The 21986-nt window shown below is 65.2% G+C and carries 20 protein-coding genes; 7 read left to right on the forward strand and 13 right to left on the reverse strand.

The annotated features are described in order from the left end of the window. Window positions 1-9: 9 nt before the first annotated feature. From D3872_RS13645 to D3872_RS13655, 3 genes are all read left to right on the forward strand, one after another. Window positions 10-681, forward strand: coding sequence for a hypothetical protein (locus D3872_RS13645; RefSeq protein ID WP_119811283.1), 672 nt, complete (start codon window positions 10-12; stop codon window positions 679-681). Window positions 682-757: 76 nt separating this feature from the next. Then, entirely contained in the window at window positions 758-1060 is a 303-nt protein-coding gene (locus tag D3872_RS13650; RefSeq protein ID WP_119811284.1) for an addiction module protein, read from the forward strand. Beyond that, window positions 1057-1356, forward strand: a complete 300-nt coding sequence (locus tag D3872_RS13655; RefSeq protein ID WP_119811285.1) for a type II toxin-antitoxin system RelE/ParE family toxin — start codon at window positions 1057-1059, stop codon at window positions 1354-1356. The genes D3872_RS13650 and D3872_RS13655 overlap by 4 nt, the downstream gene beginning before the upstream one ends. 56 nt (window positions 1357-1412) lie before the next feature. Here the strand turns inward: D3872_RS13655 and D3872_RS13660 are convergent, their stop codons facing one another. From D3872_RS13660 to D3872_RS13675, 4 genes are all read right to left on the reverse strand, one after another. Continuing rightward, window positions 1413-4079, reverse strand: coding sequence for a DNA topoisomerase III (locus D3872_RS13660; protein WP_119811286.1), 2667 nt, complete (start codon window positions 4077-4079; stop codon window positions 1413-1415). 227 nt (window positions 4080-4306) lie between these two features. Beyond that, window positions 4307-4765, reverse strand: coding sequence for a Smg family protein (locus D3872_RS13665; protein WP_119811287.1), 459 nt, complete (start codon window positions 4763-4765; stop codon window positions 4307-4309). A gap of 85 nt (window positions 4766-4850) precedes the next feature. Then, on the reverse strand, window positions 4851-5969 hold the full coding sequence (gene dprA, locus D3872_RS13670; protein WP_119811288.1) for a DNA-processing protein DprA: 1119 nt from the start codon (window positions 5967-5969) through the stop codon (window positions 4851-4853). 5 nt (window positions 5970-5974) lie between these two features. Continuing rightward, complete coding sequence (locus D3872_RS13675) at window positions 5975-7075, reverse strand: LysM peptidoglycan-binding domain-containing protein (protein ID WP_119811289.1); 1101 nt, start codon at window positions 7073-7075, stop codon at window positions 5975-5977. Between the two features lie 289 nt (window positions 7076-7364). Here D3872_RS13675 and def point away from each other — a divergent pair, with 289 nt between their 5' ends. Beyond that, window positions 7365-7907, forward strand: coding sequence for a peptide deformylase (def, locus tag D3872_RS13680; RefSeq protein ID WP_119811290.1), 543 nt, complete (start codon window positions 7365-7367; stop codon window positions 7905-7907). Between the two features lie 7 nt (window positions 7908-7914). Beyond that, window positions 7915-8871, forward strand: coding sequence for a methionyl-tRNA formyltransferase (gene fmt, locus D3872_RS13685; protein WP_119811291.1), 957 nt, complete (start codon window positions 7915-7917; stop codon window positions 8869-8871). A gap of 7 nt (window positions 8872-8878) precedes the next feature. Here fmt and D3872_RS13690 read toward each other — a convergent pair whose 3' ends face one another. Continuing rightward, window positions 8879-9136: a BrnA antitoxin family protein gene (locus D3872_RS13690; protein ID WP_119811292.1), complete on the reverse strand. Its 258-nt coding sequence runs from the start codon at window positions 9134-9136 to the stop codon at window positions 8879-8881. A 341-nt stretch (window positions 9137-9477) separates the two neighbouring features. Here D3872_RS13690 and metH point away from each other — a divergent pair, with 341 nt between their 5' ends. Next, window positions 9478-13248, forward strand: coding sequence for a methionine synthase (gene metH, locus D3872_RS13695; RefSeq protein WP_119811293.1), 3771 nt, complete (start codon window positions 9478-9480; stop codon window positions 13246-13248). A gap of 10 nt (window positions 13249-13258) precedes the next feature. Further along, window positions 13259-13765 (forward strand): GNAT family N-acetyltransferase, encoded by a 507-nt coding sequence (locus D3872_RS13700; RefSeq protein WP_119811294.1) that lies wholly within the window; start codon window positions 13259-13261, stop codon window positions 13763-13765. Window positions 13766-13780: 15 nt separating this feature from the next. Here the strand turns inward: D3872_RS13700 and D3872_RS13705 are convergent, their stop codons facing one another. The 8 genes from D3872_RS13705 to rsmB form a co-directional block, all read right to left on the reverse strand. Continuing rightward, complete coding sequence (locus tag D3872_RS13705; RefSeq protein ID WP_119811295.1) at window positions 13781-15061, reverse strand: EAL and HDOD domain-containing protein; 1281 nt, start codon at window positions 15059-15061, stop codon at window positions 13781-13783. 74 nt (window positions 15062-15135) lie between these two features. Beyond that, window positions 15136-15927, reverse strand: coding sequence for a class II glutamine amidotransferase (locus D3872_RS13710; protein ID WP_119811296.1), 792 nt, complete (start codon window positions 15925-15927; stop codon window positions 15136-15138). A 151-nt stretch (window positions 15928-16078) separates the two neighbouring features. Further along, window positions 16079-16336, reverse strand: a complete 258-nt coding sequence (locus D3872_RS13715; protein WP_119811297.1) for a BTH_I0359 family protein — start codon at window positions 16334-16336, stop codon at window positions 16079-16081. Between the two features lie 108 nt (window positions 16337-16444). Further along, entirely contained in the window at window positions 16445-16810 is a 366-nt protein-coding gene (locus D3872_RS13720; RefSeq protein ID WP_119811298.1) for a GTPase, read from the reverse strand. After that, window positions 16807-17526, reverse strand: a complete 720-nt coding sequence (locus tag D3872_RS13725) for a response regulator (protein ID WP_119811299.1) — start codon at window positions 17524-17526, stop codon at window positions 16807-16809. The genes D3872_RS13720 and D3872_RS13725 overlap by 4 nt, the downstream gene beginning before the upstream one ends. 93 nt (window positions 17527-17619) lie before the next feature. After that, window positions 17620-19884 (reverse strand): sensor histidine kinase, encoded by a 2265-nt coding sequence (locus D3872_RS13730; RefSeq protein WP_119811300.1) that lies wholly within the window; start codon window positions 19882-19884, stop codon window positions 17620-17622. Beyond that, entirely contained in the window at window positions 19885-20448 is a 564-nt protein-coding gene (locus D3872_RS13735; RefSeq protein ID WP_119811301.1) for a DUF4390 domain-containing protein, read from the reverse strand. Between the two features lie 46 nt (window positions 20449-20494). Continuing rightward, on the reverse strand, window positions 20495-21925 hold the full coding sequence (rsmB, locus tag D3872_RS13740; RefSeq protein ID WP_119811302.1) for a 16S rRNA (cytosine(967)-C(5))-methyltransferase RsmB: 1431 nt from the start codon (window positions 21923-21925) through the stop codon (window positions 20495-20497). Window positions 21926-21986: the final 61 nt, after the last annotated feature.

The following is a 21986-nucleotide window of genomic DNA, read 5'->3' on the forward strand; positions in this document are numbered from 1 at the left end:
GAAACGAGCATGAAGAAACTGACATTGATCGCGGGCCTGCTGTTCGCAGGCGCGGCTGGCGCGGCCCAGCCGGGCGGTAACTTCGGCACCCACGGCATGGCGCTATTCGGCGGCAAGGAAGCCCTGTACACCTCGCACCTGCCGATGTTCCACGCGCCGCACGACTACCAGGTGATCTTGCAGGTGCACCTGGCCGACCGGAAGCTGGACGCCGAGCTGCGCCAGCGCCTGAACGGCAAGACCGCGCTGTGGACGGTCGATCCGGAGAAGTTCGCGCTGGACCGGCTGGCGCCGAACGCCGGCGAGCCGCTGCGCCAGTTCAAGGCCGACCTCGTGCTGGGCCACTTCGAACGGGGCGGCAAGGCGCAGTACAGCAGCGCCACGGTGGTGGTCGACAAGGTGCTGATGTACCGCCAGCTGGCCAAAGACGCGAAGACCAGCGATGGCGCGCGCTATGTGCAGCTGGGCAGTGGCAAGCAGCGTTTCCTTGTCAAGGAGATCGACAGCCGGCCGGACTTCGATCATATCGTGGCGATTGCGTCCCCTCATGACGCCGCAACGGGCGCTATCACCGTGGCAAAACAAGGCCTCGATGAGACAGCCGCCGCCGCACTGGCGCGTGCGCTGCCGGGCGCTGAAGTCATCGGCACCGTCTACTTTGACACCGCAGACCTGAAATAAGCGCGCTGCCCTAGCGGATCACGGCGAACTTTGCAGAATGGCGGGGCTCTAACTGACATACCCGCCGGAGACAATCATGTACACGCCAAAACAACGCGTTGCTGCGCTCTTGAGTCATCTTCCCGATGATTGTTCGCTTCAGGAAATCATCCTTCATCTGTATAGCCTGGCTCAGTTCGACGAGCGTGTCTCCATGGGAGAGATCGAGGACTATGGCCTCGATCCCGCAGCCGTGCTAGGACTGCAGCTCGGCGACGAATGGGACGAAGCCTGGGATCAGGAGATACAGCGCCGGATTGCTGACCTGGAGAGCGGGCGCGATCCTGGTATTCCAGCCGAGATCGTACTGGCCGAAGCTCGGGCACGCCTTTCCAAATGACGTCACGCTTATCCACCGCGGCGCGGCTGGATTTCGCAGCGGCGTTCGAGGAATATGAGCGCCAGCGAAAAGGGCTGGGTGCTAATCTGCTCGACGCCATTGAACGCACTCTCGCCTTGTTATCCAGGTTTCCGCTAAGCGGACGCAGCGTGGGGCGCTCGGTTCGCATCATGCCGGTTGGCCATATGGGACATATGATCGTCTACCAGTCCAAGCCGGGAGGCATACTGGTACTCGCTATGTCGAAAAAGCAGCGTCCTCCAGAATACTGGCTAAAACGAGCCGCGCCGAAATAAAAAACCGTGCCCCCGAAAATCGGGTGACACGGTTTCTCGCTTGCAGCTGACGGCACTTACTTTTTCGCTGCCGCCGCTTTCTTGGCGGGTGCTTTCTTCGCAGGCGCCTTTTTCGCCGCAGCCTTTTTGGCAGGAGCCTTGGCCGGCGCTTTCTTCGCCGGCGCTGCTACAGCCTCTTCGCCGCCTTCCGCTTCCGGCTCGGCCTTCGCGGTCTTGCCCTTAGCGGACGACTTGGCAGTCGTCCCCTTTGCCTTGCGCTCCTCGAACTCGAAGCTGATCTTGCCGTCCTTGCCCTTCACCAGGAAGGCCTTGAACGGACGGCGCGTGCGCTGCGATACGAAGCCTGGCAGCAGGTCGGTCTTGCCTTCGTTGAGCAGCTTCGCCATCTGTTCCGGCAAGATCTCCTGTTGCAGGATGATGCGGCCGCTGCGGAAGTCGCAGGTCTTCGGCTTGGCGACACTGTGCTCGCACACATAGGCCAGGCCCATCTCGTACACGCCACCGGTGCATTTCGGGCACGGGCCGAGCGCGGTCTGGCCGGTGAAGTCGACGCCCTCGCCGTCCTCGCCCTCGTCGTTCTGGCCGAAGTCGAATTCCAGCTTGTAGTTGTTGATGTCCTCGTCTTTCACGATGCGCAGGATGGCGGCGAAAGGACGGCCCATCTTCGAGCGGAAGCCCTGCAGCGGACCGATGGTGCGGTTCTTCAGCAGCTCCTCGACTTCGGCGATCTCGAACTGGCGGCTGCCCGGCGTCTTGGTCATGCTGAACTCGCACTTGGTACAGGCGAAGCGGCGGTAGTTTTCCTTGACTACGCCGCCGCAGTTCGGGCACGGCGTCTGCAGCGTGGCGTACTCGCCCGGGATGGTGTCGTTGTCGTATTCCTTGGCGCGCTTGACGATAATCTGCGTCATCTGGGCGATCTCGCGCATGAATTCCTCGCGCGAGATTTTGCCCTTTTCCATCTGCGACAGCTTGTATTCCCACTCGCCGGTCAGTTCGGGCGCGGTCAGCTCGTTCACGCCGAGGCCGCGCAGCAGCGTCATCAGCTGCGACGCTTTCGCGGTCGGGATCAGCTCGCGGCCTTCGCGGATCAGGTACTTCTCGCCCAGCAGGCCTTCGATGATGGCCGCGCGCGTCGCCGGCGTGCCGAGGCCCTTGCCGGCCATCGCGTCGCGCAGCTCGTCGTCGTCGATCAGCTTGCCCGCGCCTTCCATCGCCGACAGCAAGGTCGCTTCGGAGTAGCGCGCAGGCGGCTTGGTGACCAGGCCGTTGGCCGTGACTTTTTCGGTGAGGACCTTCTCGCCCTTCGCAACCGGCACCAGCGTGCCCGAACCTTCCTTGTCGTCGGCCGCGGCGACATCCTTGCCGTAGACGGCGAGCCAGCCCGGATTGGTCATGACCTTGCCTTCGGTCTTGAACTGGTGGCCGGAGACTTCGGTGTAGCGGGTGGTGACCTGGAATTCCGCGGCCGGGAAGAACACCGCCATGAAGCGGCGCGTCACCAGGTCGTACAGCTTCTGCTCTGGCTCGGACAGGTTCTTCGGCGCCAGCGTGGTCGGGATGATCGCGAAGTGGTCCGAGATCTTGGCGTTGTCGAAGATGCGCTTGTTCGGCTTGACCCAGCCCTTGTCGGTGATCTGCTTGGCGAACTGGTGGTAGTTGTTGTTCTCCGCCAGCGTCGCCATGGTTTCCTTGACGGTGCCGATATAGTCTTCAGGCAGGTGGCGCGAATCGGTACGCGGATAGGTCAGCACCTTGTGCTTCTCGTACAGCGCCTGGGCCAGGCCCAGCGTGTTCTTGGCCGAGAAGCCGAAGCGGCCGTTGGCCTCGCGCTGCAGGCTGGTCAGGTCGAACAGGGCCGGCGCCATCGAGGTGGTCGGCTTCGATTCCTCGGTCACGTTGCCCTGGCGGCCCTTGCATGCCATCGCGATGGTGTCGGCGGCGGCCTTGCTCCACAGGCGTTCCGGACGCTTCTCCGGGTCGTTCTCGTCCTTCTTGAACGACTGGTCCAGCCAGCGGCCTTCGTACACGCCGGCGGCGCACACGAATTCGGCGCGTACTTCCCAGTAGTCGCGCGGGATGAACTTCTTGATCTTCTCTTCCCGTTCGACCACGATCGACAGGGTCGGCGTCTGCACGCGGCCGACGGTGGTCAGGTAGAAGCCGCCCTCTTTCGAGTTAAACGCGGTCATCGCGCGGGTGCCGTTGATACCGATCAGCCAGTCGGCTTCGGAACGGCAGCGCGCGGCGTCGGCCAGCGGCAGCATCTCGTCGTCGCTGCGCAGGTTGGCGAAGCCTTCGCGGATCGCGTTCGGCGTCATCGACTGCAGCCACAGGCGCTGGACCGGCTGCTTGGCCTTCGCGTTCTGCGCGATCAGGCGGAAAATCAGTTCCCCTTCGCGGCCCGCATCGCATGCGTTGATCAGCTGGGTGACGTCCTTGCGCTTCATCAGCCGGTTCAGCACCTTCAGGCGCGACTCGGTCTTGGCGATCGGGTTCAGCGCGAAGTAAGGCGGAATCATCGGCAGGTGGGCGAAGCTCCATTTGCCGCGCTTGACGTCGTACTCTTCCGGCACCGCGATTTCCAGCAGGTGGCCGACGGCCGAGGACAGGACGTATTCGTCGGATTCGAAATACTCATCGTGCTTGGTGAAGCCGCCCAGCGTCTTGGCGATATCGTTCGCGACGGACGGCTTCTCGGCGATGATGAGGGTTTTGGTCATAGGGTTCCCGTCGTACTTTTAATTATTTGGCACGCGCATCATACATGCTCTGCCGCAAGACCGCAGAATTACAATTTTCATATCGAAATTGTAACAATCCGGTGGGTGCGGCCAATGATAAGCGGGTTGCCGTGAAATCCGCAAGGGGCCGATCACGGGGCCGCGGATTCCGGTATGGCGCAACATGGGAAACGGTGCGCACGGGGCGCGGGCGGGGCGTGTGAAGCTTAGTGCAGCAGGCGCGGGGCCTGCTCGTCGTCGGAACCGAACAGGTCGTCGAACATCAGTGCGTCCGGCTCCTTGCCCTGGCTCCAGAGCAGCATTAGCACGATGATCTTCAGCTTGCCGAGGCTGACCGGCGATTCGTCCAGCGCCAGCGCGCGTTCGATGACGATCTCGCGCTGCACCGGGCTGAGCACCTTGGCGCTTTCGAGGAACTGGATGAAGCCGACCGCGGGCGTGCCCAGCGTATCGTACTCCTGCTCGACGTAGAAGCGGGTGCCGTCGGTGGTGAAATCGAGGTCGCCGCCCGCCATTTCGGTCAGGTCGGTCAGCCATACGAGCGCTTCCGAAATCTCGACATCGTCGAATCCCACGGCGGACAGCTTGCGCGCAAGCGCCGCCGGCTCCGGGCAGGCGTCGGGGCGGTAGTACGTCTCGTAAAGGTAGACCAGGATGTCGAACATGGCTCTACTCTATCAGTTAAGCTCATCCCGGCACAAGAGCGCTTCAAACCTTGGCCCGTCCAGCGCAACATTTTCAAGGCGGCAACTATCGGCTGACACGCTGGAATAGTCCACCTGGCAACCTTTCAAGCTGCCCCGCCAGCTCCATTGTTAACAGTTGGGCGCTCAGCGCGCCTGCATCGAGGCCGCTCAGCAGCGCCAGCGTGTCGCCGTCGACCGGTTCGTGGCCGAGCGCCGCCAGCAAGCGGCCGCCGAGCTCGGCGGCAGGTTCCGCGCCGGCGCCGCGCGCGGCAGGCACGGCCGGCGCCAGTTCCTCCAGCACGTCGGCGGCGGATTCGACCAGCTTGGCGCCTTCGCGGATCAGGCGGTGGCAGCCCTTGCTCATCGGCGCATGGATGGAACCGGGAATGGCGAATACCTCCCTGCCCTGCTCGGCGGCCATGCGTGCCGTGATCAGCGAGCCCGACTGCGCGGCTGCCTCGACCACCAGCACGCCTCGGCTCATGCCGCTGATCAGACGGTTGCGGCGCGGGAAATTGGAGGCGAGCACCGGATGCCCGAGCGGGTATTCGCTGACGACGCAGCCCGTTTCTGCAATCTGGTGCGCCAGCTGGTGGTTGCGCGCCGGGTAGACGATGTCGGCGCCGGTGCCGATCACGGCGACCGTGGAGCCTGACCCGCACAGCGCCGCCTGGTGCGCGGCGGCGTCGATCCCCAGCGCCAGCCCGGACACGATGGTCAGGCCGGCGTCACTGAAGGCGCGCGCGAAGGCCTGGGCGTTGGCCTCGCCCTGGCGGCTGGCGTTGCGGCTGCCCACGATCGCCAGCATCGGCGCCGACAGCAGCTCGACGTGGCCGGCCGCATACAGCAGGAGGGGCGGGTCGTAGATTTCCCGCAGCAGCGGCGGGTAGGCGGGATGGTGCAGGGTCAGCAAGTGCTTGCCTTGTGTGGCAAGCCATATGCGGGTGCGCTCGATGAGCGCCAGCGTGGAAGGCGGTGGCGGCGCCAGGATGGCGCTCGCCAGTTGCGCGCCGCAGGTAGCGGCAAGGTCCGCATGCGGGGCGGCGAATATGGCCGCCGGCGAACCGAACCCTGCGAGCAGGCGGGCGCCCAGCACGCAGCCCACGCCCGGCACTTCGGCCAGGCGCAGCCACCCGGTCCAATCGGACTGGCTGCTCTCTGGCGTGGGGTCCGTGTCCTGCACGGCGGTTACTCCGGTGATTTAGCCACGTCGCCGACCTGCACCGGCTCGGTCACCTGCATGACCAGCCCGTAGGACACGTTCTTGAAGACGCGGAACACAAACAGGCTGCCGTACTGCTCGTCCGGCAACTTGAGCGTCGGCCGGCCCATGCCCAGCATGCCTTTGGCGCCGCCGGGGTCGGCCACGACCTTCCCGAAATGGTACAGCTGGAGCACCGAGCCGACATCGAGTCCGTCAAGCGAACCGCGGTTAATGCTGACGATCTGGTTCTGGCCGGCGTAGGTCACGCCGCCGTAGATCGATATCACCCGTGCGTCGACCTTGCTGTCGGGCGGATGCGGCACGTAGCTGCGCATCGGTTCCGGCGGGGTCGGCATCAGGCGGTCGCCCACGCCCATTTCCTGGAACGAGCCGGTCACGGTAAACGTGTGCACGTCGACGCCCGGCCTGGCCGCGGTCTGCAGCTTGACGGTGCCGAGGTACTGGGCCTCGTGCGCCAGCACCTTGCCGGTTTCCGGATCGCGCAGCGGGGTGCCGGGACGGAATACCTGGAACGAGGTCGCGCCGTTCAGGGCGCCCTTGACGTAGACCTTGTCGCCCTGGCCCAGGTAGACGCGGCCTTCCTGCGAGGCGGCGATGCGCGGCGAGCCGTCGAGGGCGCTGTCTTCGATCACCAGCGGGCGGGTCAGGAAAGGCTCGATCGCGGACGCGGGAATCGACGGGATCGCATCGCGCCCCAGGCCCTCGGTGCGCAGCTGCGGCGACAGGCGGGTCAGCGGCGGCTGGCCGGACGCCGCGCCGGCATCGCCCGGCTTTTGCAGCGACAGGCGGCCGCTGCGGCGGTCGAAATAGACGATCTGGCCCGGATAGATCCAGTGCGGGTTGCGGATCTCGTCGCGGTTCATGCCCCACACTTGCGGCCAGCACCAGGGATGCTCGAGGAACTTGCCGGAGATGTCCCACAACGTGTCGCCCTTGACCACCAGGTGCTGGTCCGGCGCGTTGGGACGGAAGGCGCAGGTCGCGGCCTGGACGGGTGCGGCCATGATGCCCGCCAAAAGCGCCGCACATGCAAGACGTGCCCCGACTGTGCTAAAATTTTTCATTGAGATGTCCGATAAATGCGGCATTACACGGAATTGCTGGCGGAACTCATCACCATTGCGCGGGGCCTCGCTATCGCGTACAACGGCAGCAGAATGAGCACTACCCTATGCAACTTGCTGATCAAAAAGGGTTGCCATACTGAATCAAATTCTGCACATAAATCCTTGAACTGGCAAGAAATACTAACCCCGCCGACGGTGCGGCACAGTGGATTTTTGTTGTTTTAGAGCATTTTTTGCATCGCATTCCCGAATCGATTATTAAATTGTTACTGAGCTGGACGAACCCATGGCACTACTGAATATCCTTCGCTACCCTGACGCCCGCCTGCACAAGGTTGCCAAGCCGGTAACCGAATTCGGCGAGCGTATTGCCAGGCTGGTGGCCGACATGGCCGAGACCATGTACGAAGCGCCCGGCGTGGGCCTGGCTGCCAGCCAGGTCGACGTGCACGAGCAGCTGATCGTGGTCGACATCACCGAAACGAAGGATGACCTGCGCGTGTTCATCAACCCGGAAATCGTCTGGGCCAGCGACGACCGCCAGGTCTACGACGAAGGCTGCCTGTCGGTGCCGGGCATCTACGACGGCGTCGAGCGCCCGTCGCGGGTCCGGGTGCGCGCACTCGATGCGCAGGGCGTGCCGTTCGAACTGGAAGCCGACGGCCTGATGGCGGTGTGCATCCAGCACGAGATGGACCACCTGAAGGGCAAGATCTTCGTGGAATACCTGTCGCCGCTCAAGCGCAACCGCATCAAGGCCAAGCTGCTCAAGGAAGAACGCGCGATCGAGCGCGACGCGGCCCTGCGCGCCGCCGGACGCCGCTACTAGGCGCCCGATGAAGGTCGTCTTCGCCGGCACCCCGGAGTTTGCCGCCATCGCCTTGCGCGCCCTGTACGAGGCCGGCTTCGCGATTCCCCTGGTCCTGACCCAGCCCGACCGCCCGGCCGGACGCGGCATGCAGCTGCAGGCTTCCAGCGTCAAGCAGTTCGCGCTGGCCAAAGGCATCGACGTGCTGCAGCCGCTGTCGCTGCGCATGGACAGCAAGGACCCGCAGCGCGCCGCGGAGGCAAAGGCGGCCCACGAACGCCTGCTGGCGACCGACTACGACGTGATGGTGGTGGCAGCCTATGGCCTGATCCTGCCGCGCAGCACGCTCGACATCAAGCCTTGCATCAACATCCACGGTTCGCTGCTGCCGCGCTGGCGCGGCGCCGCGCCGATTCACCGCGCGATCGAAGCGGGTGATGCGGAAACCGGCGTGACCATCATGAAAATGGAAGAAGGCCTGGACACCGGCCCGATGCTGCTGATGGAAAGGATCGCAATCGCGCCGACGGACACCACCGCCACCCTGCACGACAAGCTGGCGTCGCTGGGCGGCGAGATGATCGTGGCGGCGCTGCGCGCTGTGCAGGAAGGCCGGCTCAAACCCGTGACCCAGCCCGAGGCGGGCGTGACCTATGCGGCCAAGATCAGCAAGGACGAAGCGAAGATCGATTTTTCGCTGACGGCCGATGACATCAGCCGCAAGATCCGCGCGTTCAACCCGTTCCCGGGCGCGCATGCCGAAGTCAACGGCGTAACCATCAAGATCTGGAAAGCGCAGGCGATGCCGGCCGGTAGTGCGACGCTGCCAGGGCAGGTGCTGGCGGCCGATGCGCGGCATGGCATCGTGGTCGCGTGCAAGGAAGGGACTTTGCGCCTGACCGAACTCCAGAAGCCTGGCGGCAAGCGCCTTCCGGCGCAGGAATTCCTCAAGGGATTCCCGCTGGAAGGACTTTGTTTCGACTAAGCCAGCCTCAGGCGGCCTGCTCTTCGGCGGCCGCCGCCTTGGCGCGTTCGGCTTCCATGTGCTCGCGCAGCAGTTGGTTGATGCGGGTCTGGTAACCCGGACCTGCCGATTTGAACCAGTCGAGCATGTCGACATCCAGGCGGATCGTCACGATCTGCTTCTGCTGCGTTCCTGGATTGCTTTTTACGGCCTGCTGCTGCGGCGCGCTGGCCTGATAGCTGCCGTGGGCCGGCTCATCCCACGCAGGTGCGAATTCCTTATTCATTTACTCTTCCTTCTTGTCGGCGGCGGATCCTCCGCGCTCGCAGAAAGCGGCGCGATTCCTCCTGTGGTTTGACCTGCCGGGCAAACGGCGTGCCCGGAACTGTCAATACTTCGATTGTCGCCCTGCCATGTATCCAAAAGATTGCTGAGGGAATGGGTTTTGTATCCTCATGTATCAGTCAGTACGTTTAATACATAAAGATACAAACGTGTATCTAAAACGAAAGCATGTAGGGTGAGGTGCTTGCGTCTTGCCCACAAAACCAAACTGTGCCGATGACGTATAATTTTAGGTCGTGCGGCTATTGACAGCCCGCGTTTCCCGCCCATTGAAAGAACATCATGACCTGCACCACCCCGACCATCTCCAAGACTGAAACCCAGCTGCGCGAAATCCTTTCGCGCCGGATCATGATCCTGGATGGCGCGATGGGCACGATCATCCAGCAGTACAAGCTCGACGAGGCCGCCTACCGCGGCGAACGCTTCGCCAGCTTTACTGCGCCGGAAGGCAGCGGCGCGCGCGAGCTGTTCGTCAAGGGCAACAACGAACTGCTGACCCTGACCCAGCCGCACGTGATCCAGGAGATCCACGAGCGCTACCTCGCGGCCGGCGCCGACCTGATCGAAACCAACACCTTCGGCGCCACCACCATCGCCCAGGACGACTATCACATGGCCCACCTGGCCTACGAGATGAACGTCGAAGCGGCGAAACTGGCGCGCGCCGCCTGCGACAAGTACAGCACCCCGGACAAGCCGCGCTTCGTCGCCGGCGCGCTCGGGCCGACCCCGAAAACCGCGTCGATCTCGCCGGACGTCAACGACCCGGCGGCGCGCAACGTCACCTTCGACCAGCTGGCCGCCGCCTACCTGGATCAGGTGCGCGGCCTGGTCGAGGGCGGCGCCGACGTGCTGCTGGTCGAGACCATTTTCGACACCCTCAACTGCAAGGCGGCGCTGTTCGCGATCGACCAGTACTTCGACGAAAACCCGGGCCAGGAACGCTTGCCGCTCATGATCTCCGGTACCGTCACCGACGCCTCCGGCCGCATCCTGTCGGGCCAGACCGTGCCTGCCTTCTGGAATTCGGTACGCCATGCGAAGCCGCTGACCATCGGCCTCAATTGCGCGCTGGGCGCGGCGCTGATGCGCCCTTACGCCGAGGAGCTGTCGCAGATCGCCGATACCTTCGTATGCATCTATCCGAACGCCGGCCTGCCCAACCCGATGAGCGACACCGGCTTCGACGAGCTGCCGTCCGACACCTCGGCGCTGCTGCGCGAATTCGCCGACAGCGGCTTCATTAATATCGCAGGCGGCTGCTGCGGCACCACGCCGGAACACATCAAGGCGATCGGCGACCTGCTGTCCACCAGCGCGCCGCGCGCGGTGCCGGACATCCCGGTGGCCCAGCGCCTGTCTGGCCTGGAACCCTTCACCATCGACGAGAACTCGCTGTTCGTCAACGTCGGCGAGCGCACCAACGTCACCGGCTCCAAGGCCTTCGCACGCATGATCCTGAACGAGCAGTACGACGAGGCGCTGTCGGTGGCGCGCCAGCAGGTCGAGAACGGCGCCCAGGTCATCGACATCAACATGGACGAGGCGATGCTCGATTCGGTGGCCGCGATGACGCGCTTCCTGAACCTGATCGCGTCCGAGCCGGACATCTCGCGCGTGCCGATCATGATCGACTCGTCCAAGTGGTCGGTGATCGAGGCCGGCCTGAAATGCGTGCAGGGCAAGGCGGTGGTCAACTCGATCTCGATGAAGGAAGGCGAGGAAGAGTTCATCCGCCAGGCGCGCCTGTGCCGGCGCTACGGCGCCTCCGTGATCGTCATGGCCTTCGACGAGAAAGGCCAGGCCGACACCTTCGAACGCAAGACCGAGATCTGCGCGCGCGCCTACAAGGTGCTGACCGAACAGGTCGGCTTCCCGCCCGAGGACATCATCTTCGACCCGAACATCTTCGCGATCGCCACCGGCATCGAGGAGCACAACAACTACGCGGTGGACTTCATCAACGCCACCCGCTGGATCAAGCAAAACCTGCCGCACGCGAAAATCTCGGGTGGCGTGTCGAACGTGTCGTTCAGCTTCCGCGGCAACGACCCGGCGCGCGAAGCGATCCACACCGTGTTCCTGTACCACGCGATCAAGGCCGGCATGACGATGGGTATCGTCAACGCCGGCATGATGGGCGTGTACGACGACATCCCGGCCGAACTGCGCGAGCGGGTCGAGGACGTGGTACTGAACCGCCGCGAGGACGCCACCGAGCGCATGATCGAGATCGCCGGCACGCTCAAGGCGGGCGGCAAGCAGGACGCCCAGAATCTCGAATGGCGCGAAGGCACGGTCAACCAGCGCCTGTCGCACGCGCTGGTGCACGGCATCACGCAGTGGATCGTCGAGGATACCGAGGAAGCGCGCCAGCAGCTGCTGGACTCCGGCGGGCGCCCGATCCACGTGATCGAAGGCCCGCTGATGGACGGCATGAACGTGGTCGGCGACCTGTTCGGACAGGGCAAGATGTTCCTGCCGCAGGTGGTCAAGTCGGCGCGCGTGATGAAGCAGGCCGTGGCCCACCTGATCCCCTACATCGAAGAGGAAAAGCTGGCCGAGGAGAAGCGCACCGGCATTGTCGCCAAACCGAAGGGCAAGATCGTCATCGCCACCGTCAAGGGCGACGTCCACGACATCGGCAAGAACATCGTGTCGGTGGTCCTGCAGTGTAATAACTTCGAAGTGGTGAACATGGGCGTGATGGTGCCCTGCTCCGAGATCCTGGCGCGCGCCAAGGTCGAGAACGCGGACATGGTCGGCCTGTCCGGCCTGATCACGCCTTCGCTCGAGGAGATGGCGCACGTGGCGCGCGAAATGCAGCGCGATCCGCACTTCCGCATGCTGAAGATCCCGCTGCTGATCGGCGGCGCCACCACCAGCCGCGCCCACACCGCTGTCAAGATTTCGCACCATTACGAAGGCCCGGTGGTGTACGTGCCGGACGCCTCGCGCTCGGTGTCGGTGGCGCAGTCGCTGCTCACGCCCGAGACGCGCGACAAGTATATCGAGGACATCAGCGACGACTACGCGCGCATCCGCGAGCAGCACGCCAACAAGAAGGCGCTGCCGATCCTGCCGCTCAAGCAGGCGCGCGCCAACAAGGCGGTGCTGGAGTTCGCGCCGGTGCGCCCGAAGTTCATCGGCCGCCGCGAGTTCCGCAACGTCGACCTGGGCACGCTGGCCAAGTACATCGACTGGGGCCCGTTCTTCCAGACCTGGGACCTGGCCGGCCCCTACCCCGCCATCCTGACCGACCCGGTGGTGGGCGAAGCCGCCTCGAAAGTGTTCGAGGAAGGCCAGGCGCTGCTGCGCAAGGTCATCGAAGGCCGCTGGCTGACCGCCAACGGCGTGATCTCCATGCTGCCGGCGAACTCGGTCAATGACGACGACATCGAGGTCTACACCGACGACACCCGCACCGAAGTGGCGTTCACCTACTACGGCCTGCGCCAGCAAGGCGTCAAGCCCCTGGTCGACGGCGTGCAGCGCCCCAACCAGTGCCTGGCCGACTTCATCGCGCCCAAGGACTCGGGCGTCAAGGACTACATCGGCATGTTCGCGGTGACTGCGGGCCTGGGTATCGAAAAGTACGAGAAGCGCTTCGAGGACGCGCACGACGACTACTCGTCGATCATGCTCAAGTCGCTGGCCGACCGCCTGGCCGAAGCCTTTGCCGAATACCTGCACGAGCGAGTGCGCAAGGACCTGTGGGGCTATACCGCCGACGAGGCGCTGTCCAACGACGATCTGATCGCCGAGCGCTACGCGGGCATCCGCCCTGCCCCCGGCTATCCGGCCTGCCCGGAGCACACGGTCAAGGCCGACATGTTCAAGGCGCTGCAGGCCGGCGAGATCGGCATGGAGCTGACCGACTCGTTCGCGATGTTCCCGGGCGCTGCGGTGTCGGGCTTCTACCTCGCCCATCCTGACGCGAAGTACTTCGTGGTCGGAAAGATCGGCGACGACCAGGTGGCCGACATGGCAGCGCGCCGCGGCGCCTCGAAGGAAGACCTCGAGCGCTGGCTGGCGCCCAACCTGTCGTAAAGGCGGCGCCATGTACCCGGACATCCGCGGGGAAACGCCAGCCGACGCGCGCGCCATCCGCGCGCTGACCGAGGCGGCGTTCCGCGCCGCGCCCCACACCAGCCACACCGAGCAGTTCATTGTCGACGCGCTGCGCCGCGCCGGCGTGTTGTCGCTGTCGCTGGTGGCCGACGAAGGCGGCGCCCTCGCCGGCCATGTGGCGGTGTCGCCGGTGACGGTCAGCGACGGCAGCGGCGGCTGGTACGGGCTGGGCCCGATTTCGGTGCTGCCCGCGCGCCAGGGCAAGGGCATCGGCAGCCTGCTGATGGACGCGGCGCTGGCAGAACTGCGCCGCATGGGCGCGGCCGGCTGCGTGGTGCTGGGCGACCCGGCGTATTACTCCCGTTTCGGTTTCGAGGCGTCCCCGCGGCTGGCCCTGCCCGGCGTGCCTGCCGAATATTTCCAGTCAGTGAAGTTCGGCGCCAGCTGCGCCCAAGGCGACGTCTGCTACCACGCAGCCTTCGACGCGCGCGCATAAAGCCGTGGAGTGCGCTCAGATCGCGTAGCGCACGATGGTATCGCTCCATTCGAACGCCGCCACTTCCAGCTCGGCCAGTTCGTCGGCGGACATGGCCAGTTCGTGCAAGGCCGGCGCCAGCCTGGCCTCGGCTTCGTCCATCAGCTCGATGTTCTCGGCCAGGCTCAGCAACTCACCGAAGAAGCCGGTGCGCTTGAGCAGCGCGCCCGCGACCTCGTCGCTGACCGGGATCTGCTGCACGATCTCTTCCATCGGCATGCCGAACAAGGCGTCCATCAAGGACATGATGCCGACCGTGAAGGCGATTTCCGGCACGTTGCGCTGGCCCGGGCGCAGGCGCTGGGCCAGCAGTTCGAGCAGGCGGCCGCGGGTGGTCGCCAGCGCCAGCAGCGGCGGCATGCCCTGGCGGCGCATGGCGGGCTCGGCGTACAGCATGATCTGCAGCCAGCGCTGCAGCTGGCGGCGCCCGAGGATGGTGACCGCCTGGCTGACCGAATCGATGCGGTGGCGGATGCCGACCGCCGGCGTGTTCACCAGCCGCAGCAGGTTCAGCGCCAGCGTCACTTCCTTTTTGACGGCACGTTCGATGGCGATGTTGTCGGCATCGGACACCACCAGCTGCATCAGCGCCAGCACGGCCACCTGGGCCGGCGACAGCTTGCGCCCGCCAATCACCGACGGCCGCGCAAAATAATACCCCTGGAAGAAGTCGAAGCCGAGGCCAAGGCAGGCATCGAATTCCGCGTGCGTTTCAACCTTTTCGGCCACCAGTTTTTTGCCGGCGGCCTTGAAGCGCGGCGCCAGCGCCGCCAGCGCGGCCGGTGCACTGTCGCGCAAACTGAACTTGACGTACTCGGTCATCGGCAGCAGCTGCTGCACATCGGCGGTCTCCGACACCACGTCGCTGAGCGCGAAGCGGAAGCCGTGGCTGGCCAGGGCGGCGATGCGGCCGGCCAGTTCCGGCGTCGCCTTCACCGACGCGGCAATTTCGAGCACCAGATTCTCGCGCGGCAGGAACACGAAGATGTCGCTGTCCAGGACGGCGGCATCGACGTTGAGGAAGCCCTTGCCGTCGCCGATGACCTTGTCGATGCCCAGCTGGGCCGCATGGGCGATGACGGCCGCGGTGGCGGACAGTTCGGTGTCGATCGCGGCCGGCCCCAGCGGCGCGCTGCGGAACAGCAGCTCGTAGCCGTGCAGCACCTGGTCACGGTCGAGGATCGGCTGGCGCCCAAGGTAGAAGTCGCGCACGCGCAGTTGAAAGGCGGCGTTGTCCGAACTTGCTGTATCGATCATGTTGCGGCCCGTTCTTGACGGAAATAATGACGATACTTTAACCCATTATTTATTTTTTCAGTGGCTTTTTGTCATTACCCGGAAGCGTGGAACGGCTCCTCGCCAAGGGGAAGTCCGTCGACGAACACCTTCATTTCACCGGGCTGGAATGCGGTCCAGCTTTCGTTGGTGGTCAGCGGCGCGGTGACGATGACAGCGACGCGGTCGTTCGGCGTCGTTACCTGGGCAAAATCCACGCTGACGTCCTCGTCCGCCAGCCTGGCGGTCGGGAAAGGATACTGGCGCACCACGTAATGCAGTGTCGTCGAGCAGTGCACGAACAGCGCGGTGCCGTCCGACAGCATCATGTTGAAGGTGCCGTGGGCGGCGATACCGTGCACCAGGCTGCCCAGCGCTTCGCGCAGCGCGCCGAGGGCCGGGGGCCGGTCGCCGAAGCGGGCGCGCAGTTCCTGCAGCAGGTAGCAGAAGGCCAGCTCGCTGTCGGTGTTGCCGACCGGCCGGAAGGCGCCGTCCAGCACCGGATGAAATTCCTTGAGGTCGCCGTTATGGGCGAACACCCAGTAGCGGCCCCACAATTCGCGCACGAAGGGATGGCAGTTTTCCAGCGCCACATGGCCTTGCGTGGCCTTGCGGATGTGGGCGATGACATTGGTCGACTTGATCGGGTAGCGCTTGATCAGTTCGGCAACGGGCGACGCGACCGCGGCCATGTGGTCGACGAAATGGCGCACGCCCCGGCCTTCGAAGAATGCGATGCCCCAACCGTCATGGTGGGTGTCGGTGTGGCCGCCGCGCATGGCGAAGCCGGTAAAGCTGAACACGATGTCCGTGGGGACGTTGCAATTCATTCCGAGAAGTTGGCACATGGTGCAAGCTTACCATGCGGGCAGGCGCCCTTCGGCGGGAAAACGGGAAAATCTGGAAAGAGGTACGGGCGGGGGGAATTCAGGCGGGCGGCGCGGGTCGCCGGGTGCGCGGGACGGGGCGGCTGCCCCGGTCCCGCATCCGGCAGGGGTATTAGTGCAGGAGCACGGGGTTGCTCATCAGAGAATCGTAGGAACCCAGGAAGTCGTCGATCTCCTCCATGGTTGGTTCGCTGGCGATCAGGGTGTTGACGTCGCGCCTGAACGACTGCGCCAGCTTGCCGCCGATAAAGGCTTCGCGCCGGCCGGACTTGTCGACGATCTCATAACCGCCGAAGCGCAAGGCTTCGAGGTTGTGGTCAACGCCGAACTCGACGACGCTGTACTGCTCGCTGTTGTAGATCATATTCATGGTGACTCCTTCACTCGATCAGACGGTTTTGCAGATCGGAAACCGCCAGTTTCAGACGGCTGACTTTCCACTCCGTGCAATGTGGAGGTGGGGCTCCCGGAACCGATTTCAAGTGCGCAGATCCGGGGTCAGTTCCAACAGCTGATCGTATGGCGGTTGCTGCAGCCACGATCGCAACTGATCAAGGTGCTCTGTATTGGCAAGCCCGATGTAAAGACGGGCGGGCCGGCCGCGCAGGACACGATTCAATGTTACACGCAAAACCAGATTGCCGCTGCAGCATATGCACCCCGGGGCGATGCGGGCGACCGCCAGGCTGTCGGAGGGAGTGAGGATGGAGCGGGGATCGGGCAAGCCCTCGAGGATGGCGGCACTGCGTCCGGGGGCGCCTTCGAGGGCGGCGGCAATGCCGGCCTCGCGCGCGTCGGCCGCGGGGCCGGTGACCAGCGTGGCAGGCAGCTTGGGGAGGGTCATCCCCCTTTTTTGGCCAGCTTGCCCGGCTCGACACCGAGCTGCTTGAGCTTGCGGTACAGGTGGGTGCGCTCGAGGCCCGTTTTTTCGGCCACGCGCGTCATGCTGCCGCCTTCGCGTCCGAGGTGGTGTTCGAAGTACATGCGCTCGAACGCGTCGCGCGCCTCGCGCAGCGGCAGGTCGAACGACAGGGTGTAGCCGTGGCCTTCGCCATTCGGCACGCCGCCCATGCGCGACGGGATGCCGGCCGGCTGCGGCTGTGCGGCGAACATGGCGCTGGCGCCGATCGCGGTTTCCTCGACCTGGGCCGCCATCATCGGGCGCGGCATGATGGCCGGGGCGCGCACGCTTTCCTGCGCGCGCGACAGGCCCTGCTGCACCGCTTTCAGCAGCTTCTGCAGGGCGATCGGCTTTTCCAGGAAATTCAGGGCGCCGATGCGGGTGGCCTCGACGGCGGTGTCGATGGTCGCGTGACCCGACATCATAATCACCGGCATCGTCAGCAGGCCGTCGCGCTGCCACTCCTTGAGCAGGGTGACGCCGTCGGTGTCGGGCATCCAGATATCGAGCAGCACCAGGTCCGGCGCGCCCACCGCGCGCGCGTCGCGTGCCTGCTGCGCGTTCTCGGCCAGCTGGATCGCGTGGCCTTCGTCGCCCAGGATTTCCGAGAGTAGCTCGCGGATGCCCATTTCATCATCAACTACGAGTATGTTTGCCATCTATGTATGCCTTCCTGGTTTCGCCCCTGCTGGACAGCATGCGCGTCTTGCTGCCGAAGCCATGATTCTATTCTTGATTCGTGCCTTAGGCCACTATGCCGCAGGTGCTAACTTTAACAGCAAAATCAGGACGGACGCGCCTGTTCCGTCGCTGCGGTTCTGGATGTCGATCCGGCCGCCATGCTCGTCGACGATTTTCTTCACCATCGGCAGGCCCAGGCCGGTGCCGCGCGCCTTCGACGTGACGTAAGGCTCGAACGCGCGCGACAGGATGCGCGGCGCGAATCCGGGCCCGTTGTCGACGATCGACAGGCGCACCGCGGTGCCGGCGGTGCCGTCGGCCGACCGGTAATGGACCGCCTCCGTGGTCAGGTCGATGCGCGGCGGCGGCGCATCCGGGCCGCGGTCGTTCATCGCATCCTGCGCGTTCTGCAGCAGGTTGTGGATCACCTGGCGCAGCTGGGTCGCGTCGCCCATCACCTCCGGCAAGCCCGGCGACAATGCTGCATGAATGATATCGCTTTCGTCGCCCGCCAGGTAGAGCTGCAGGATTTCTTCGATCAGCGCGTTCAGGTCCAGCACTTCCAGGTGGGCCGGCGGCGCCTTGGCGTAGTCGCGGAAGTCGTCCACCATGCGCTTCATGGCGTCGACCTGGTTGACGATGGTGGCGGTGCCGCGGTTGAGCAGCTCGGCTTGCTTCGGGTCGAGATGGTCTTCCAGCTTCATCTGCATGCGTTCGGCCGCCAGCTGGATCGGCGTCAGCGGGTTCTTGATCTCGTGCGCCAGCCGGCGCGCCACCTCGCCCCAGGCGATCGAGCGCTGGGCCGAGATCACGTCCGAGATATCGTCGAACACGACGATGAAGCCGGAGCCGGCGCCGACCGGCAGGCGCGAACCGCGCGCGAACAGGGTGATGTCGTGGTCTTCGGCGCTGCCCGGGCGGCGCGGAATCTCGATCTGCTGCTGCCAGTGGCTGCGCAGGCGCGTGCTGCCGGCTGCCGAACCGGCGCTTTGCGCCGAGAAGGAGCGCGTGATGGCGCCGGCGAATACTTCGAGGCCGGCGATCTCCGACAGCGCCGCGCCCAGGTGGCCGGCCACGTCATGCTGCAGGATGCGCTCGACCGCCTCGTTCGAGTTCACCACGTGGAATTCTGCATCCAGCACCAGCACCCCGGCCGACATGTTGGCCAGCACCGATTCCAGGTGGGCCTTGGCGCTTTGCAGCGCCGAACGGTTGCGCTCGACGGCGCTGCGCGCCTCGAACAGCTGGCCGGTCATCATGTTGAACGACTGCGTCAGCGTGCCAAGTTCGTCCGAAGTGCCGACGATCGGGCGCGGCGACAGGTCGCCCTCGGCCACCGCGCGCGTGCCTTCGGCCAGCACCAGCAGCGGCTGCGCCAGCCGGCCCGCCATGATGAAGGCGCTGGCGATGGCGCCGAAGATCGCCAGCAGCAGGGTCAGGGTCAGGGTTTCGATGTACATCTTGCGCAGGCCGACCCGCGCCACGAAGCGCTCCTGGTATTCGCTGTAGGCGCCGCGCAGCACTTCCGCGTTCGAAGCCAGGTTGACCGGCACCGCCTGCATCACCTGCAGGAAGCGCGGCTGGGCGCCGGGCGGTTCGGGAATCGCCAGCACCACCCGCAGGCGCAGGCCGGTGGCGGCGTCGTGGGCATTGGCGCCGCCCTCGCGGATGTCGCGCTCGATGCCGCCTTCGGCGCGCGAGTACCCGCCCGGCATCACCGCCTGCAGCAGCATCTGCGGGGTCGGGATGTCCGCTTCCAGACGACCCTTGAGCGCGCCAGCGGCGCTGGTGATCATCTTGCCGTCGCGGTCGACGATCATCGCGTTCTGGATCCCGTCCTGTTCCTCGGCGAGGCGGCGCAGGATCTGGCGCGACGTGAAGTTGTCCTGCCCCGCCACGGTGGCGGCGGTCACTTCGGCGGTGGCGCCAAGCTCGGAGAGGGCCTGGTCGAGCGCCGCCACGCCCAGGTTCACGCCCGACTGCAGCGCCGCCTCGATCTTCACGTTGAACCACGACTCGATCGAATGCGACACGAACTGGACCGAAATCATGAAGATGACCAGGCCGGGCAGGATGCCGATGGCGGCAAACAGCATCACCAGCCGCGCCATCAGGCGCGAGCCGAACTTGCCGCTCTTGTAGCGCGCATACAGGCGCGCCAGCGCCACGATCGAGAACACCAGCAGGGTGGCGGCGACGGCCGCGTTCAGCCCGAGCAGCCACGAGTAGTAGCGGTCGATGAAGCTGGCATTGTCGGAAGCGCTGGCGAGCAGGAACAGCAGGATGCTGACGGCACCGGCGGCCACTACCAACGCATACCGCAAGCCCTGTTTCACTTACTCGGCCTTGTAGGTGAAGGTCTTGGTGTCTGAGGACAGGCGCCAGCCGGAATTGCTGAAGGCGTTGACCTGGATCGGTTTCGACAGGTAGTCGCGGTTCATCCCCATGCGCAGGCGGACGTCATAGGTTTCACCCTGCTTGAGCGCGCCGCGCGGCGCGATCACCCAGCGGCTGGGGCGGCGGATCAGGAACAGCGCGTCTTCCAGGGTAGGGAAGGTTTGCTGCACGCTGCCGAGGATCAGCACGATGTACTGGCGGGTCAATACGTTGTAGTTGATGCGGATGGTCTGCCTGGCCGAGGCGGCCTTTTCGTCGCGCCAGTACCAGCGCGGCCGCGTCAGCTGCACCTCGGTGGTGAAGTACAGATGCACGCCGTGGTGGATGGCGTCTTCGAGGCCGGGATTGAGGTCGAAGGCATAGGCCGCATCGAGCTTGTAACCGTCCTCGCTGGCCTCGATGCGGGCACGGGTGACGTCCACGCCATCGGCCGCATGCGCCTGGACGCAAGCAAGCGCCAGCAGCAGCTGGCAGACCAGGAGTCGAAGAAATCGTAGTGTCACAAGTGGGCCAGAGCCTTACATATCATTTGAATTGCCGGAGGATCGGTTACGCAGGCTTCTTTTGGAATAGCGCGTAGAACAAACCATCGTGATCCTGCCCGGCATCGCCGCCCGGGAGCAGCTGGCCTGGCGCATCGAGGCGGATCGCACCGTGGCGCACCGCGAATGCGGCGGCCTGCGCCTCCGATTCCTGGGGCCATAGCGAACATGTCACGAACAGCAATTTACCATTTGGCGTTACCATTCGCCAAAGGTTGTCGAGAATTTTGGCCGAAAGTGTTGCAAGTTGGAGCGTGTCGCCCTTGCGCCGCAGCCAGCGGATATCCGGGTGGCGGCGCACGATGCCGGACGCCGTGCAGGGCACGTCGGCCAGGATGCGGTCGTAAGGGCGGCCGTCCCACCAGCCGCCCTCCTCCGCCTTCGCCGGGGCCAGCGTGGCGGACGCGCCGAGGCGGTCGAGATTCTCGCGCACCCGCACCAGCCGCTTGGGATCGGCGTCGAGCGCGGTCAGGTCGACCTCGGCCAGTTCCAGGATATGGCCGGTCTTGCCGCCCGGGGCGGCGCAGGCGTCGAGCACGCGCATGCCGTCGGCCACGTCCAGCAGCCGGGCGGCCATCTGGGCGCCTGCATCCTGCACCGACACCACGCCGTCCTCGAAGCCTGGAACCTGGGCCACCGGCAGCGGCTTGTCCAGCCTTACCGCATCCGGACCGATACGCGAGGCCTTGACACCGGCCTGCTCCAGCCGCTGCAGGTAATCCTCCACGCTGCTCTTCCTGCGGTTGACGCGCAGGGTCAGCGGCGGCGCCGCGTTGCCGGCCGCAAGGATCTGCTGCCACTGGCGCGGGTAGGCGGCTTTGGCGGCGTCGATCCACCATTCGGGGTAGTTCCACTGCGCGACCGGCTGCTTCAGGGCCTCGGCGACCAGGATGGCGCGTTCGCGCAGGAAGCGGCGCAGCACCGCGTTGACCATGTTGCGCGCGTGGGCCATGTCGGGATGGGCCGCGGCGGCGCTCACCGCCTGGTCGACCACGGTGAATTCCTCGTAGGCGGCGGCCTCGCCCTGATTCGTGTCGAGCAGCGCCAGCGCGCAGCACAGCAGGGCGGCCAGCATCGGCGGCTCCGGCGCCTTGGACGTCATCAGGCCGAGCAGCACTTCGCTGCGGCCAAGCTTGCGCATGCAGCGGTAGGCGATGTCCTGGATCGCGCCGCGCGCCTGCGGCGAAGCGTCCATCACGCCGAAGGCCGTGGCCAGCGCCTGCGGCAGCGTGGTCCCGCCGCGCACCTGGGCCACCGCGTGGGCGGCGCCGGCCAGCGCCAGCGCCAGCGAGTCGTCGCGCAAGTCGGGACGGTAGCCGCTTTGCAGCACCGGCTTGACCTCGTAGCTGGGCCGGATCGCGGGTGCGGGGGCGCGCTTCGGCGCGCCGCCAGTCTTCGGCGCAGGCTTGAGGGAGAGCGTCGGGCGCTTGTCGGTCATGGTCGTCTTCGCAATACAGTGCTATATGAAGCCGCCATTGTACCGGGGAAGACCTGGACCA

This window comes from Massilia cavernae (assembly GCF_003590855.1).
In the GTDB taxonomy this organism is placed as follows: domain Bacteria; phylum Pseudomonadota; class Gammaproteobacteria; order Burkholderiales; family Burkholderiaceae_D; genus Telluria_A; species Telluria_A cavernae.